The 14,657-nt window shown below is 62.9% G+C and carries 13 protein-coding genes; 7 read left to right on the forward strand and 6 right to left on the reverse strand.

What is annotated here, in order from left to right; genetic code table 11:
- The first annotated feature begins 121 nt into the window (after nucleotides 1-121).
- The 3 genes from ACK1VC_RS18465 (at nucleotide 122) to ACK1VC_RS18475 (ending at nucleotide 2,510) form a co-directional block, all read left to right on the forward strand.
- Nucleotides 122-661 (forward strand): gluconokinase, encoded by a 540-nt coding sequence (locus ACK1VC_RS18465; RefSeq protein ID WP_016486719.1) that lies wholly within the window; start codon nucleotides 122-124, stop codon nucleotides 659-661.
- Between the two features lie 110 nt (nucleotides 662-771).
- Nucleotides 772-2,124 (forward strand): GntP family permease, encoded by a 1,353-nt coding sequence (locus ACK1VC_RS18470; RefSeq protein WP_016486718.1) that lies wholly within the window; start codon nucleotides 772-774, stop codon nucleotides 2,122-2,124.
- Between the two features lie 83 nt (nucleotides 2,125-2,207).
- Nucleotides 2,208-2,510 (forward strand): hypothetical protein, encoded by a 303-nt coding sequence (locus ACK1VC_RS18475; RefSeq protein ID WP_016486717.1) that lies wholly within the window; start codon nucleotides 2,208-2,210, stop codon nucleotides 2,508-2,510.
- Between the two features lie 95 nt (nucleotides 2,511-2,605).
- Here the strand turns inward: ACK1VC_RS18475 and ACK1VC_RS18480 are convergent, their stop codons facing one another.
- The 4 genes from ACK1VC_RS18480 to ACK1VC_RS18495 all read right to left on the reverse strand — a co-directional run bounded on the left by ACK1VC_RS18480 (nucleotide 2,606) and on the right by ACK1VC_RS18495 (nucleotide 7,923).
- Nucleotides 2,606-4,033, reverse strand: a complete 1,428-nt coding sequence (locus ACK1VC_RS18480; protein WP_191087684.1) for a sigma-54-dependent transcriptional regulator — start codon at nucleotides 4,031-4,033, stop codon at nucleotides 2,606-2,608.
- Nucleotides 4,002-5,495, reverse strand: a complete 1,494-nt coding sequence (locus ACK1VC_RS18485) for a sensor histidine kinase (RefSeq protein ID WP_016486716.1) — start codon at nucleotides 5,493-5,495, stop codon at nucleotides 4,002-4,004. Before ACK1VC_RS18485 ends, ACK1VC_RS18480 begins: the two co-directional genes overlap by 32 nt.
- 301 nt (nucleotides 5,496-5,796) lie before the next feature.
- A complete protein-coding gene (locus ACK1VC_RS18490; protein WP_096426023.1) occupies nucleotides 5,797-7,254 on the reverse strand; it encodes a sensor histidine kinase in 1,458 nt (485 codons plus the stop codon).
- Between the two features lie 90 nt (nucleotides 7,255-7,344).
- The gene (locus ACK1VC_RS18495) at nucleotides 7,345-7,923 is read right to left on the reverse strand and encodes a lytic transglycosylase domain-containing protein (protein ID WP_191087683.1); all 579 of its coding nucleotides are present in this window, start codon (nucleotides 7,921-7,923) and stop codon (nucleotides 7,345-7,347) included.
- A 184-nt stretch (nucleotides 7,924-8,107) separates the two neighbouring features.
- On the opposite strand from ACK1VC_RS18495, the gene gspG reads away from it, so the two are divergent.
- Nucleotides 8,108-8,533, forward strand: a complete 426-nt coding sequence (gspG, locus tag ACK1VC_RS18500; RefSeq protein ID WP_024717645.1) for a type II secretion system major pseudopilin GspG — start codon at nucleotides 8,108-8,110, stop codon at nucleotides 8,531-8,533.
- 11 nt (nucleotides 8,534-8,544) lie between these two features.
- Nucleotides 8,545-9,735 carry a type II secretion system F family protein gene (locus tag ACK1VC_RS18505; RefSeq protein ID WP_060516432.1) on the forward strand — a complete coding sequence of 397 codons (1,191 nt, stop codon included), beginning with the start codon at nucleotides 8,545-8,547 and terminating at the stop codon, nucleotides 9,733-9,735.
- Here the strand turns inward: ACK1VC_RS18505 and ACK1VC_RS18510 are convergent.
- Nucleotides 9,729-11,036 (reverse strand): LLM class flavin-dependent oxidoreductase, encoded by a 1,308-nt coding sequence (locus ACK1VC_RS18510; protein ID WP_016486711.1) that lies wholly within the window; start codon nucleotides 11,034-11,036, stop codon nucleotides 9,729-9,731. The two genes, ACK1VC_RS18505 and ACK1VC_RS18510, sit on opposite strands and share 7 nt — an antisense overlap.
- Nucleotides 11,037-11,175: 139 nt before the next feature.
- Nucleotides 11,176-12,111 (reverse strand): ABC transporter substrate-binding protein, encoded by a 936-nt coding sequence (locus tag ACK1VC_RS18515; protein WP_191087682.1) that lies wholly within the window; start codon nucleotides 12,109-12,111, stop codon nucleotides 11,176-11,178.
- A gap of 302 nt (nucleotides 12,112-12,413) precedes the next feature.
- Here ACK1VC_RS18515 and ACK1VC_RS18520 point away from each other — a divergent pair, with 302 nt between their 5' ends.
- Both ACK1VC_RS18520 and ACK1VC_RS18525 read left to right on the forward strand, forming a co-directional pair.
- Nucleotides 12,414-13,022, forward strand: coding sequence for a cysteine dioxygenase family protein (locus ACK1VC_RS18520; protein ID WP_191087681.1), 609 nt, complete (start codon nucleotides 12,414-12,416; stop codon nucleotides 13,020-13,022).
- Complete coding sequence (locus tag ACK1VC_RS18525; RefSeq protein WP_191087680.1) at nucleotides 13,019-14,605, forward strand: rhodanese-related sulfurtransferase; 1,587 nt, start codon at nucleotides 13,019-13,021, stop codon at nucleotides 14,603-14,605. The genes ACK1VC_RS18520 and ACK1VC_RS18525 overlap by 4 nt, the downstream gene beginning before the upstream one ends.
- Nucleotides 14,606-14,657 lie beyond the last annotated feature (52 nt).

Genomic DNA, 14,657 nt, shown 5'->3' on the forward strand with positions numbered 1-14,657 from the left:
GGCAGCCACCGCGCGCGCGCTATCAAGCGTCCATACTGCGTAAGGACAAGACCAATAACACCGGGGAGGTGGCTGTTCGTCGGCGACGAGACAGCGCTATCTCACCCCGCAGGAGGTACTGATGAATTCTCCCCTGTCCGCCATCGTGGTAATGGGCGTGGCCGGTTGCGGCAAAAGCTGCATCGGCGCTGCCATTGCTGCCAGAAGCGGCGGCCGCCTGATTGAAGGCGACGCTTTTCACCCTGCCGAAAACATCCGCAAGATGAGCGCTGGCATCCCGCTGGACGACAGCGACCGTGCCGGCTGGCTGGTGCGCCTAGGCCAGGAGTTGCAGGCCACCACCCAGGCCGGGGAACGCCCGATACTGACCTGCTCGGCGCTCAAGCGCCGCTACCGCGATACCCTGCGCGATGCCATGCCAGGGCTGGTGTTCGTATTTCTCGAACTGTCGCCCGCCGAGGCCGAAAAACGCGTGCTGGCGCGCCCTGGGCACTTCATGCCGGCCAGCCTCATCGACAGCCAGTTTGCTGCCCTCGAATCGCCACATGGCGAGCCGCTCACACTGGCACTGGACGCCACCCAGCCCATCGATGCGCTCGCCGAAGCGGTAGACCGCTGGCTAAAGCGCGCCGGTGAGCAGGGCCTGGCGCAAACCGCCTGACCCCGCGGTTTTCCCGGCTCACCAAAGACAGCGCTACCTCGACCCGCAGGTGCGGGAATAGTTCCAAGACGCTACGCCAAAAACAACGATAAGATCGAGGCCTTCAAACCATGTTCGGACTGGCTACTGACACCTTTCTGCTGCTCGACGCGCTGGTTACCATCGTCGGGCTGATCCTGCTGATCACCCACTTCAAAGTGCACCCCTTCGTCGCCCTCACCCTCGCGGCCGGCTTCCTTGGCCTGACCTCCGGCATGCCGGTGGCCAAGGTCATGAAGTCGTTCCAGGATGGTTTTGGCGGTGTGCTTGGCTTCGTCGGCATCGTGCTCGCCTTGGGCACCATGCTGGGCAAGCTGATGGCCGACTCTGGGGGGGCCGACCAGATCGCGCAAACCCTGATCCGCGCCTTCGGCAAGAAGAACGTGCATTGGGCGATGATGTTCGCCGCCTTCCTGGTGGGCATACCGCTGTTCTTTGAAATCGGCTTTGTGCTGCTGATTCCGCTGGTGTTCATCGTTGCCCGGCGCTCCGGGGTGTCGCTGGTGAAAATCGGCATACCGCTGCTGGCGGGCCTTTCGGTGGTGCACGGCCTGGTGCCGCCACACCCGGGCCCATTGCTGGCGATTGGCATTTTCCACGCCGATATTGGCAAGACCATCTTCTACGGCCTGATCGTCGCACTGCCCACCGCGATCATCGCCGGTCCGCTGTTCGGCAACTTCATCTCCCGCTACATCCCGGGCAACCCGTCCCAGGAACTGATGGACCAAATTGCCAAGGAGTCCGACCAGGGCAACCTGCCAAGCTTCAGCATCACCCTGATCACGGTGCTGCTGCCGGTCGCGCTGATGCTGCTGAAGACCTTCGCCGACGTGGTGTTGCCGGCCGAGCATATCGTGCGCCAGTGGATGGACCTGATCGGCCACCCCATCACTGCCCTGCTCGCGGCCCTGCTGCTGGCCTTTTACACGTTTGGTTCTGCCCGCGGCTTCAACCGCCAGCAGATCATGAAAATGCTCGACCAGAGCCTGGCCCCCACGGCGGCCATCGTGCTGATCGTGGGTGCAGGCGGCGGCTTCAAGCAGATGCTGGTGGACACCGGTGTCGGCAACGTGATCGGGCAAATGGCCGTGCAGGCGGAGATTTCGCCCATCATGCTGGCCTGGCTGGTGGCAGCGGTAATCCGCATCGCTACTGGCTCCGCCACGGTCGCCACCATTACCGGTGCGGGCATTGTGGCACCGGTAATCGACCTGGTACCGGGAGTGAACCGTGAGTTGCTGGTGCTGGCCACCGGTGCGGGCTCGTTGATCCTGTCACATGTGAACGACGCCGGCTTCTGGCTGGTGAAGCAGTATTTCAACATGACTGTAGCGGAAACCTTCAAGACCTGGAGCATGATGGAAACCATCCTCTCGGTGGTTGGCATCATCTTCATCATGTTGTTGGCGCAGGTGGTGTAACCGTTTATCGGGGTAATGGCACCTTGCTGCTCAGGGTAGGGCCGAAGGAAATATCAGACCTACCCTAAGCCAAGGAGCCTGTCATGCCCCGCTCAAGCATTCTGCTGATTGCCCTGCTCGCCTCGCCACTGGCCTTCGCCGTCGGCACCGGCCCGACCTACCCTGACGATCCGCACAACCCGGCACCCCGGCCGGGCGTGGATAGCACCCTCAACCCGATCGAAAAGCCCATGCCGCGGGATACTGACACGCGCATTCAAGGTAACGACCCCGAAAGCCCGCCGGCCAAGCAAAATGACAACCGCGACCTGCCGGGGATGGATGGCAGCGGTTCGGAGGGTACCGGTCCTCAGGGAAATAGTGGCACCCGTACAGGTACCCCCTGAGTACGCTACTCAATGGGCCACCGCTCGACATTGCAGGTTATGTATTCCCTGTGGGAGCGGGTTCACCCGCCCGGTTGAGTAAGATTGACTGTTTGTTACCACTGGCGTTTATCAGGACGTGTCAGCCCCAGCTTCTCGATCCGGTAACGCAGCATGTCCCGCGACAACCCGAGCATCCGCGCTGACTTGGTCACGTTCCAGTCCGTACGGTCCAGCGTCTTGCACACGAGGTCGCGCTCCATGTCCGGCAGGCTGGTGCCTGACTCCGGCTCGTGCCGCGGCATTTCGAACATCGCAGGTGCCGGCTGCGGCACCAATGGCTCGTCAATCAAGGTCATGCACAGGTTCAACTGGTGCGCCTGTATCACCTCATTCGGCGCCAGCAACACGGTCTGCTCAAGCATATTGCGCAGCTCGCGGACGTTGCCGGGCCAGCTATAGCCCAGCATCAGGCTCTCGGCTTCGGCGGAAAAGCGCAGGTTCGGCTTGCCATAACGCCGGCCATGGTGGGCCAGGAAATGCCTTGCCAGCAACAGGATGTCCTGACCACGGGCATACAGGCGCGGTACCTTCAGGGCGATGATGCGCAGGCGGAAAAACAAGTCGCGGCGGAACTTGCCCTGCTGCACCATCTGCTCCAGGTTGCAGTTGGTGGCGCTGATGACCCGCAGGTCAACCTTGCGCTCCTTCACCGCACCAATCCGGCGGATACTGCGATCTTCCAGCAGCTTGAGCAACTTGGCCTGCAACACCAGGTCCATCTCGCCAATCTCGTCGAGGAACAACGTGCCACCGTCTGCAGCCTCCACCAGGCCCAGCCGCCGCTCCTTGGCATCAGTGAACGCGCCCTTCTCGTGACCGAACAGCTCGGCCTCCAGCAAGTTGGCAGGGATCGAGGCGCAGTTGAACTCGATGAACGGCCCCTTGCTGCGAGAGCCGTCAAAATGCAGGGCCCGCGCCACCAGCTCCTTGCCGGTGCCGGTCTCGCCTTCGACCAGCACCGGTGGCAGGTCGTCGCAGGCCATGCGCCGCTCGGCATCCAGAACCTGTTGCAACGTGTGCTTGAGGGTGAGCATTACCGGCGAATCGCCGATCAACGCCTGCAACCCGGATTTCTGCGCCTCGCGTTCCTGGTAAAACGACAGCGTGCGCTCCATGCGTTCGGCCGCCAATGCCTTGTCCAGGGTCAATTTAAGCTCGGCGAGCACCACGGGCTTGGTCAGGTAATGGAAGGCCCCCTCCTTCATCGCCTGCACGGCGTCTTCGACATTGCCGTAGCCGGTCATCATGATCACTTTCAGACCAGGTACCTGCGCCACCAAACTGCGCAGCAAGTCGTGGCCGCTCATGCCCGGCAGCGAGTTGTCAGTTAGCACCGCGTCGGGCTGAGCCCGCTTGATCTGCTCCAGCGCAAGCTCGGCGCTGTGGCACACGGTGACTTCAAAGCCCTTGAGGCTGAGGTAGGTGCGAATGTTGTCAGCGAGGATTTCATCATCCTCGACGACCAGGATGCTGTGCTCCATGTTCCCCTCCCGCTGCGATATTGAATGTAAGGCTGACGCGGGTTCCTTCCTCTTGGCGGCTGCTCAGGCTGACCGAGCCGCCAAACCGTTCCATGATGCGCTTGACCAGGGCCAGCCCTACACCGAGGCCACCCTGCTTGGTCGTGAAGAACGGCTTGAACACCATCCGCTCCTGCTGTTGGCTCATGCCCTTGCCAGTGTCGGTAAGCACGAACTCGGCACGCTGGCCATCCTGTACATTGACCTGGGCAGTCAGCATGCCGCCCGCCGGCATGGCCTCCAGGGCATTGGAGAACAGGCTGTTGAGAATCTGCGTGAGCTGCAGCGGCTGGCTGGCCACCCACTGCTGATCAGGCCCTTCGAAATGGAAGCGCACACCATTGCGCTCGATCTGCTGGACGAACGCCAGGTGGGTGTCCTCGATGGCGGCCACCAGGTCCACAGCCTCTGCCTCGTCACTGACCGGGCGCAACGACACCAGCAAGTCGCGCACCCAGCGCGACATGCGGTCGACCTGGCTGATGATGTCGGTGATGTTTTTCTGCGCCGCAGGGTTGGCGATTTCCTGCGCCAGTTCGGCGCTGGAGCGGATGTTGGCCAACGGGTTGCGCAGGCTGTGCGCCACAGCAGACGACATCTCGCCCAGCGCCACGTAGGTTTCGCTGGCCACCAGCCGGTCCTGTTGCAGATGCAGCATCTGCGCCGCCCGGCGTACGATCCAGAACAGCCCGAAGTAGATCAGCGCTCCACCCACCAGGGTCGAAGCCCAGATCAGTACATAGCCGCGCTGGATGCGCCGTATCAGGTCCTGTGGCTCCTTGTAGATCTCCACCATGGCCAGCACCTGTTCACCTTGGCTGTCGAACAGGGGGATGTAGTTCTCGATGAACAGGTAGCGCGGTTCACGCAGGAACTTCTGCTCCTCGCGGTCATCCTCAGCCTTGTGATAGCTGGCCGACACCGCCCTGCGCGAATGGAAAGCACGGTCCAGATCGCCATCAGCCTCTATCCGCTTGCCGATAAGCTCGACGTTGGTGGACCAGACGATGGTGCGGTCGCGGGCATAGACATTGGCCAGCAAAATATCAGGCAGGTGCTCGACATGGTCAAGAAATTCGACCCGGGTCGATTCGGCCAGCGCCGGGGCAAACTGCAGGTGCTGCTGGTCCAGGCGCGGGTCGAGCAGTTCGCCCATGGTGGTGCCCGGCGGCAACTGCGAATGGCGGACCTCGGCCTGGGCCATGGCCTGGATGAACTGCGCGGTCAGCATCGCATCACGCTGCACGCTATCGCGGACCACGAAGCGCGTGGACACATAACCCAGCCCGCCCGCCACCGCAGTGATGATCAACAGGCTGATGACTGAAAACCAGCGCAGCAGGTTGAACTCACGCAAGGGTACGGCCAGACCGCTGGCACTCGCACTGGCCTTGTCGCGAACATCGTTTTCCAGCATCTGCATGGCGTGGTTCCCGCACAGTGCGTCCGTTCAGAAATGCATCAAGGCCAACAGCAGCAGCCAGTTGATAGCACCCCACCTGGGCAGCCCTGGCTGCCATTTGTCGTGTGTAGCGCTCCGCACATCACCAAGCAAGAAGTTGGCCAGCCAAACCCAGAGGACCGTAAAGCTATAATTTTCAATGCTTTAAGGTGCATAGTTAAATGCGACTTCAAGAAAAGGCCCCACAGTTGGGTAATAAGTACCCAGGAACCACTGATCTCATATATATCAACGTGTTAGAAACTATTCTTAGCGCAAAACATTAATTTCTGACCAATCGGAAATTCAACGACACTCGGGTGCCATGGCCCTCACTGCTGCTGAGCCTGACGGTGCCGCCGAAGCGCTCCATGATACGTTTCACCAGCACCAGGCCCACCCCCAGCCCACCTTGCTTGGTGGTAAAAAATGGCCTGAAGGCCATGCGCTGCTGCACTTCGTTCATGCCCCTGCCATTGTCAGACAGGCGCAAGGTCAGGCCACGCCGGTCATGGCGTACCACCTCGATACGCAAACGTCCGCCCTGATCCATCGATTCGAGGGCATTGGCGATCAAACTGCTGAATATCTGCCGCAGTAAAGCCGGATGCCCCAATACCTGTACCGCCGGTAACGGCTGCAGGTCCAGGCTTACCCCGCCACGCGCCAGCGGCACGGCGTAGGTTTGAAGGCTGTCCTGCAAGGCCAGCGCCAAGTCCACCGCAACCGCCTCATCGTTCAGCGGACGCAGCGACTGCAGCATCTGGCGGATCCACTGCGACATCCGGTCAACCTGGCTGATGATGTCGTTGATATTGCGCTGCGCCGGGCCTTCGTCGAACGCTTGGGCCAACTCGGCACTGGAGCGGATACTGGCCAGCGGGTTGCGCAGGCTGTGGGCCACCGCCGAGGACACCTCCCCCAACGCGACATAGGTTTCGTTGTTGATCAGCCGCTTCTGCTGCACCGCCAGCAGCCGTGCAGCGCGGTGCATGATGCCGTACAGGCCGACGTAGACCAGCGCGGCGCCGACGGTGATCGCCAGCCAGATCAGTATCAGGCCATGCTCGATGCGCACAATCAGGTCATGGGGCTCTTTGTAGATTTCGACCATTGCCGTGACGTGCTCGCCATCGGCAGCGAACAGCGGAATGTAGTTTTCGATGAACAGCTGCTCGGGCGGGGTGACGAATTTCTGCTCGGCACGGGCCTGTTCGAAGTTGTGGTAGCTGGCCGAGACCCGCATCTTGTACTCGAACGCCCTCGCCAGGTCGTCGTCAGTATCAATCAGCTTGCCAATCAGCGCCGGGTTGGTGGACCAGATCACCGTAAGGTCCGGGGCATAGATGTTGGCCAGCAGCATGTCTGGCAGGTGGGCGATGTGGTCGAGGAACTCGCCGCGAGCCTTGCGCCGGGCATCCGGGTCGACGTCCGGCAGGTTGCCAGGGTCGGTGCGCGGGTCCAGCAACTCGCCCATGGTGCGCACGTTGGGGATCGACACATGGCGCACTTCGGCGTCGGCGATAGAGGTAATGAACTGTGCCGTGAGCAAGGCATCGCGCTCAACGCTTTCATCAATGATGAAACGGCTGGATATCAACCCAAGTCCGGCAGCCACCGAAACGATGATGGCCAGGCTGACCCAGGCATACCAGCGCAGCAGGTTGAATGGCTTGCGTGGGGCTGCCAGTTCGTTACCGGCAGGCACTTCTATGGCGTCGGAACGAGGGGCGATGTCCATGGTGGGCTCCACAGCTGGGCACCTTCAGAAGGTTATAGCCCAGACCTGGGGAAGCCGTAGTGCTAAATTGATAGCATCCGCCGAAGGGTATTACTCCAACCCCTGTAACTTGCGATATTCGCGCAGCACGGTGGGTACATAACGCCGGGTCTCGGCAAACGGCGGCACGGCGCCGCGCCGCATTACGGCATCCGGGCCGGCGTTGTAAGCCGCCACAGCCAGGGTGATGTCGTTGTCAAACAAGGTAAGCATCTGCTTGAGGTAGCGTGCCCCGCCCTGCACGTTGTCTTCGGGGTCCAGGCGGTCTTCCACACCCATTTCACGTGCTGTATCCGGCATCAACTGCATCAGCCCTACCGCGCCCGCAGACGACCGGGCCTTGGGGTTGTAGCCAGATTCGGTCTTGATCAGCGCATGCAACAGCGCTGGAGGGACGTTGTGGGCCCGCGCGGCGGCAGCGACCAGTTCAGCGTAGGGTCGGCCGGTGATCATCTGCGCATTGGCCGGGCCGGCCTGTGCCAACGGCTCGTTGATCACCTTTTCATAATGGCGCCCAGGCCGATGGACGTTGGTCAGTACGTAGCCGCCCTTGGCATCGATGGAGATGTACACATCAGCCTGGGCGACACCTGCCGCCAGCCATATCAAACCGAGGATGAGTCCACGCATGACGGTCGCCTCTTCGTCGTGGCCCCCGAAGTGGGGGAAATGCCCCGGAAACCCGAGGTCGATGACCACGACGCAAGCACTGTGCCGCTTCCGGCACCGCATGGCGCAAGGCCCCGAGGCAGACGTGCACGGCTGTTGCATGGTGCCTGTCAACCTGTGTCCCCATGCAGTGGAGGGCTTCACCATGCAGCGCAGAACCAAACCGCAACGTGGCTTCACCCTGCTCGAACTCCTGGTGGTGCTGGTGGTGCTCGGCCTGCTGGCCGGCATCGTCGCGCCCAAGTACTTCAGCCAGCTCGGTCGCTCCGAAGCCAAAGTGGCGCGGGCGCAGATTGAAGGGCTGAGCAAGGCGCTGGATTTGTATCGCCTGGAAGTCGGCCACTACCCCAACAGTGAGCAAGGCCTGCAGGCCCTGGTCATCGCCCCCAATGGTGAAGCGCGCTGGACCGGCCCGTACCTGCAGAAGGCCGTGCCGCAGGACCCCTGGGGCCGCCCATACATCTACCGGCAACCTGGCGAAAACGGCGGTGAATACGACCTGTTGTCGATGGGCAAGGACGGCCAGCCCGGGGGTGACGGGGAAAACGCCGAAATCACCAGCTGGCAGTAAGGAGAGTGGCCATGCGCTATAGCCTCAAGGCCCTGGGCAGACAGGGCGTGGTGCAGTTGCAGATCGACGCCGAGGACGCCGACCAGGCCCGCCGCCAGGCCGCGGATCAGGGCCTGCGTGTGCTCAGCCTGCGCAGCAACGGCGGTGCCCTGCGCGGCATGGCCAGGCGGCGCCAAGCGGCCTTTGACCTGGTGCTGTTCAGCCAGGAACTGTCAACCCTGCTAAATGCCGGGCTGCCGCTGATCGACGCACTGGAGAGCCTGGCGGAAAAGGCGCCTGCAGCCACCACCCGCAAGGTGCTGGCCGAGCTGGTACGCCAGTTGTACGAAGGCCGATCGCTGTCCCAGGCCCTGGGCCAGCAGCCGCGGATATTTCCGCCGCTGTATGTGGCGCTGGTGCAGTCCAGCGAACGCACCGGGGCGCTGGGCGATGCCCTCACGCGCTACATCAGCTACCGCCAGCGCCTGGACCTGGTTCGGCAAAAGCTGGTGGGGGCCTCGGTCTATCCGTTGCTGCTGTTGCTGGTGGGGGGCGGCGTGGTGCTGTTCCTGCTCGGCTATGTGGTGCCGCGTTTCAGCCAGGTGTTCGAGGGCATGGGCACCGAATTGCCCTGGCTGTCACGGGTATTGATGCAGATCGGGCTGTTCCTGCACGCCCAGCAACTGCCGCTGGCGCTGGGCACGCTCAGTGGGGTCACGGCACTGTGGCTGCTGCGCCGCCACCCACGGGTACGGCGCTGGGCCTCCTGCCAGTTGCGCCGCCTGCCGGCGCTGCATCAACGCTTGATGATGTACGAGCTGGCGCGCTTCTACCGCTCGTTGGGCATCTTGCTGCAAGGCGGCATTCCCATCCTGACCGCCATGGGCATGGCCCGCGGCCTGCTCGGTAGCGCAGCAGCCCAGGGCCTGGGCCAGGCCAGCCAGCGGGTGGGCGAAGGGCTGCCACTGTCCGATGCGCTGGAAGCCGGCCACCTGGTTACCCCGGTGTCGCTGCGCCTGCTGCGGGCCGGGGAGCAGTCCGGCAACCTGGGGGAAATGCTGGAACGCTGCGCCGACTTCCATGACCAGGAAATCGGCCGCTGGGTGGAATGGTTCGTGAAACTGTTCGAACCGCTGCTGATGACGTTCATCGGCCTGCTGATCGGCCTGATCGTGATCCTGATGTACATGCCGATCTTCGAACTGGCCTCGAGCATTCACTGAATGGCCAGGCCCAGGCTCTCGCGCAGTGTGCTGCCCTCGTAAGCCGTGCGGTACACCCCGCGCTCCTGCAGCAGCGGCACCACCTCCTGGGTAAACCGGCGAAACTGCCCGGGGTGGCCGATGTAGATGTTGAAGCCATCCAGCGCCCGCGCCTCGAACCACTCGGTCATTTTTGCCGCGACCGTTTCGGCCGAGCCAACGAAGGCACCTGGGCGCAGCTTACGCCCGAACTCCACCGCCTGGCGCAGGCTGAACCCCTGCTCCCGGGCCTGGTCGGCGATGCGCTTGGCATTGGTGAAAAAGCTGCTGCGCGCATGCTCCAGGCTTTCCTGCGGGAACGGTGCATCGAGGTCGTACTGGCTGAAGTCGTGCCAGCCGAAGTTGCGCCCGAACTCTTTGAGCGCCAGCTCGAAGCTATGGTCCTGCTGGTGGTAGTGGCGTTCGATCTCGCGGGCGTGTTCGTCGGTGTCACCCACATAGATCTCGGCACCGGGCAATACCAGCAGTTGCTCCGGGTCACGCCCCAGCCGCGCAGCGCGGCCTTTCACATCGCGGTAGAACGCCTGGCCCTGCTCGATACTGGCAGCATGGGTGAAGATGACATCTGCCGTGGCGGCCCCAAGCTCGCGCCCTTGCTGCGAATCGCCGGCCTGGAAAATGACCGGCTGGCCCTGGGGGGAACGCTGAATATTCAATGGCCCTACGACCGAGAAGTGTTCGCCCTTGTGGTGAAGGGCATGCATCCGGCCCGGATCGAGGAATTGACCGGTAGCGCGGTTGCGCGGGAACGCCCCGTCTTCATAGGACTGCCATAGGCCCTGAACCACCGCCACGTGCTCCTGGGCACGGGCATAACGGGTGTCATAGTCGTAGTGCTCGTCACGGCCATAGTTGCCGGCGGTACCGGCATCACCGCTGGTGACCACGTTCCAGCCAGCGCGGCCCTTGCTGATCAGGTCCAGCGAGGCCAGGCGGCGGGCGACGTTGAAGGGTTCGTTGTAGGACGTGGTCAGGGTGCCGACCAGGCCGATGTTACGGGTAGTCACTGCCAGCGCCGAGAGTAGGGTCAACGGCTCCAGGCGGTTGAGATAATGCGACGGTGAGCCGGGGGTGATGTACTGGCTGTCGACGATGAAGATGAGGTCGAACAGCGCCGCTTCAGCCTGGCGGGCGATGTCGATGTACCAGTCGATGTTGACGCTGGCATCGGCGGGCAGCTCCGGGTCCAGCCACAGGTTGTGCCGGCCTGGGCCGCCGCAGCCCATGGTCAGGGCACCAAGCTTGATTTTGCGGGTGGTCATGTACAGCTCCTCATAACAGTTGTTGCCTGTACCGGCCCAATCGCCGGCAAGCCAGCTCCCACAGGTTTTCCACTGAACCCACGGCTGTGGTGATCCTGTGGGAGCTGGCTTGCCGGCGATTGGGCCACGGCAGGAAAACTCAGTGGTCGAACGCAGCCGCGAACGAGGTATCGAACAGGCTCGACGCCGGGTAGTTCTTGATCAGCCCCAGCCCGGCAAAAAAGTCCACGGTCTTCTGCGCATCCACGATCACCTGCGGGTTCAGCGGTGCCACATCGGTACGTGCGCGGGCAAACCAGGCGCGCGCAATGTCGCGATCGGCACGGGTGCGTTTTGCCCAGGCATCGGCATAAGCCTCGGTATGGGCCGGGTCGCTCAGGGTCCAGTCACGGGCCTTTTTCAGACGCTGCAGAAAATCACTGATCTGCGCCCGCTTGGCCTCCACCGCCTTGGCATTGGCCACCACGAAACTCTGCGCCGGTATCAACCCTTCGGCCGTGGCCAGCACGCGCGCCCCTTGGCGCTCCTGCTGGGTGACATAGGGCTCCCAGGTCGCGATCACATCCACTGAACCGCCATCCAGGGCATGGGAGGCGTCCAGGGCGCTGAGGTAGCGCAGCTCCAGGGCATCACGCGGCACGGCGGCCTTGTCCAGCGCGCTGAACAGCAACTGCTGGCTCCAGGAGCCCTTCCAGATCGCCGCACGTTTGCCGCGCAGGTCTTCGAGGCTGTGAATGTTCGAGTCCTTGCGCGCCAGAATCGCCACGCCATCCAGGTTCTGCCGGCTCACCGCAATCACCTTGATCGGCGCGCCCAGGGCACCCAGGAACAACGGTGGCGCATCGCCCAGCAGGCCGATGTCCAGGCTGCCCGTGTTCAGCGCCTCGGCTACCGGCGAGCCGGCCGTAAACTGCTTCCACTCCAGGGTATACGGCAGGTCGTCGAGCACGCCGGCCGCTTCCATCACCGCCCGGGCATTGAAGCTCTGGTCACCGACCACCAGGGTTTGCGCGGCAGCGGTCAGGCTGAGGGAGCTGGCCAGCACACAGGCGGCCAATTGTTTTAGATATCGCACGTTCGTCTCCAGGTACCGTCGGGGTACATCAGGCCGATCCGCGCGTGCGGTCTCGTGGGGGCATGGGGCGTTCATATTCACTTTGAATATAAATAACGCAATGCTTATAAGTTATCGATTAAGCGCAGTGCCGTGAAATTCGTTTTGGGCATAACCTAATGCTTTGCCCATGCGCACATTTCAAAACAGATCAGCCACTCTGTAAATGCATTTTTTGCATATTAGCTTATTCATATTTTTACTTTTGAGAATATTCAGCGCATTTGCTAGGGTTAGCCCAAACCGTCAGCCGAGCCTGAATCATGAGCCAACCCCTGCGCCTTGAGCGCCTGCGCACTTTCATTGACGCGCTTGCGCAACTGGTGGACCAAGAACCCGAAGAAGCCACCCTCCTCGACCACGGCCAGGGCCTGCTGCGCAGCCTGGTCGCCCATGACGACTGGTTGCCCGAGGCACTGGCGCAGCCAGACCCGGCCCGTTACCAGCAATATTTGCTGCACTGCGATTCGCGCCAGCGCTTTTCCATCGTCAGCTTCGTCTGGGGGCCAGGCCAGCAGACACCCATTCACGACCATCGGGTGTGGGGCTTGATCGGCATGCTGCGCGGCGCCGAATACTCGCAAGGCTTTGCCCGCAGCGAACACGGCGCCCTACTACCAGCAGGCGCGCCCGTGCGCCTCGAGCCCGGTCACGTAGAGGCCGTTTCGCCGCGCATCGGCGATGTGCATCAGGTCAGCAATGCGTTCGACGACCGGGTGTCGATCAGCATCCACGTCTATGGCGCCAACATCGGTGCCGTCAGCCGCGCGGTGTACTCGCCCGACGGCAGCGAAAAACCGTTCATTTCCGGCTATTCCAACAGCCTTCTGCCCAACATCTGGGACCTGTCCAAAGAGAACCCTGCCCCATGAGTACCGTTGCCACCCGCTCCTACCAAGACATTCGCCAGGCCTTGCTGGCCCATGAAGAACTGGCGCTGATCGATGTGCGCGAGGAAGACCCGTTCGCCCAGGCACACCCCCTGTTCACTGCCAACATCCCCTTGTCCAAGCTGGAACTGGAGATTTTCGCCCGCGTGCCACGGCGCGACACCCGCATTACGGTGTATGACGACGGTGAAGGCCTGGCACATCAGGCCGCCGAACGCCTGCTGGCGTTAGGGTACAGCGATGTCGCATTGCTCGAAGGCGGCCTGGCCGGCTGGCGCGCCGCCGGTGGTGAGCTGTTCCGTGACGTGAACGTGCCGAGCAAGGCCTTTGGCGAGCTGGTTGAAAGCGTGCGCCATACCCCGTCGCTGGCGGCCGAACAGGTGCAGGCGCTGCTGGACGACAACGCCGATGTGGTGGTGCTCGACGCCCGCCGCTTCGACGAATACCAGACCATGAGCATCCCGGGGGGCATCAGCGTGCCGGGTGCCGAGCTGGTACTGCGGGTTGCCGAACTGGCGCCCAGTCCCGCTACCCAGGTCATCGTCAACTGCGCAGGGCGCACCCGCAGCATCATCGGCACCCAGTCGCTGGTCAACGCCGGCATCCCCAACCCCGTGGCTGCCCTGCGCAACGGCACCATCGGCTGGACCCTGGCCGGGCAAGCGCTGGCGCACGGCCAGGAGCGCCGCTTCGCCGAGGTGAGCGACAACACCCGCGCCAACGCCGCCCAACGCGCACGCAATGTGGCCGACCGTGCCGGTGTGCTGCGCCTGGAGCGCGAAGCCCTGGCCGCCTGGCAGGCCGATACCCAGCGCACCACCTACCTGTTCGATGTGCGCACCCCCGAGGAATATGCCCACAGCCACCTGCCGGCCAGCCGCAGTGTACCGGGCGGGCAACTGGTGCAGGAAACCGACCACGTCGCCAGCGTGCGCGGGGCGCGCATCGTGCTGGTGGATGATGACGGCGTGCGGGCCAACATGAGTGCTTCATGGCTGGCGCAAATGGGCTGGCAGGTCGCCGTGCTCGATGGCCTGTCGGCGCAAGATTTCAGCGAGACCGGCGATTGGCAGCCCCCCCAACCTCCACTGCCTGCAGTCTCCGAAATCGGGGTCGAGCAGCTGGACGACTGGCTGCAAACGCCAGGCACCGTGCTGCTGGACTTCACCACCAGTGCCAACTACGTGAAACGCCACATTCCGGGTGCCCACTGGGCAATTCGCGCGCAGTTGCCGCAGGTGCTGGAACAGCTGCCAGTAGCCCAGCGCTATGTACTGACCTGCGGCAGCAGCCTGCTGGCACGCTTTGCGGCGGTAGACTTGCGGGCGCTTACGCAGACACCGGTGTACGTACTGGAGGGCGGCACGGCGCGGTGGATTGCGGCAGGCAAGCCGCTGGAAAGTGGCGAAACGCACCTGGCGGTGGCGCGTACCGACCGTTATCGCCGGCCCTATGAAGGCACTGATAACCCGCGAGAGGCCATGCAGGGGTACCTGGACTGGGAGTTCGGGCTGATTGCCCAGCTAGAGCGGGATGGCACCCACGGGTTCAACGTATTGAGCTGAGATTGCCGGGGGCGCGTTGCGCCCCTTTTCGCAACACATCACCGCCCCTGCC

The organism is Pseudomonas sp. XP2 (genome assembly GCF_053557975.1).

Bases quoted from the DNA above. Each gene is read 5' to 3' on its own strand.
- ACK1VC_RS18465 (WP_016486719.1), top strand. From the start codon at position 122: ATGAATTCTCCCCTGTCCGCCATCGTGGTAATGGGCGTGGCCGGTTGC.
- ACK1VC_RS18470 (WP_016486718.1), top strand. From the start codon at position 772: ATGTTCGGACTGGCTACTGACACCTTTCTGCTGCTCGACGCGCTGGTT.
- ACK1VC_RS18475 (WP_016486717.1), top strand. From the start codon at position 2,208: ATGCCCCGCTCAAGCATTCTGCTGATTGCCCTGCTCGCCTCGCCACTG.
- ACK1VC_RS18480 (WP_191087684.1), bottom strand. From the start codon at position 4,033: ATGGAGCACAGCATCCTGGTCGTCGAGGATGATGAAATCCTCGCTGAC.
- ACK1VC_RS18485 (WP_016486716.1), bottom strand. From the start codon at position 5,495: ATGCAGATGCTGGAAAACGATGTTCGCGACAAGGCCAGTGCGAGTGCC.
- ACK1VC_RS18490 (WP_096426023.1), bottom strand. From the start codon at position 7,254: ATGGACATCGCCCCTCGTTCCGACGCCATAGAAGTGCCTGCCGGTAAC.
- ACK1VC_RS18495 (WP_191087683.1), bottom strand. From the start codon at position 7,923: ATGCGTGGACTCATCCTCGGTTTGATATGGCTGGCGGCAGGTGTCGCC.
- gspG (WP_024717645.1), top strand. From the start codon at position 8,108: ATGCAGCGCAGAACCAAACCGCAACGTGGCTTCACCCTGCTCGAACTC.
- ACK1VC_RS18505 (WP_060516432.1), top strand. From the start codon at position 8,545: ATGCGCTATAGCCTCAAGGCCCTGGGCAGACAGGGCGTGGTGCAGTTG.
- ACK1VC_RS18510 (WP_016486711.1), bottom strand. From the start codon at position 11,036: ATGACCACCCGCAAAATCAAGCTTGGTGCCCTGACCATGGGCTGCGGC.
- ACK1VC_RS18520 (WP_191087681.1), top strand. From the start codon at position 12,414: ATGAGCCAACCCCTGCGCCTTGAGCGCCTGCGCACTTTCATTGACGCG.
- ACK1VC_RS18525 (WP_191087680.1), top strand. From the start codon at position 13,019: ATGAGTACCGTTGCCACCCGCTCCTACCAAGACATTCGCCAGGCCTTG.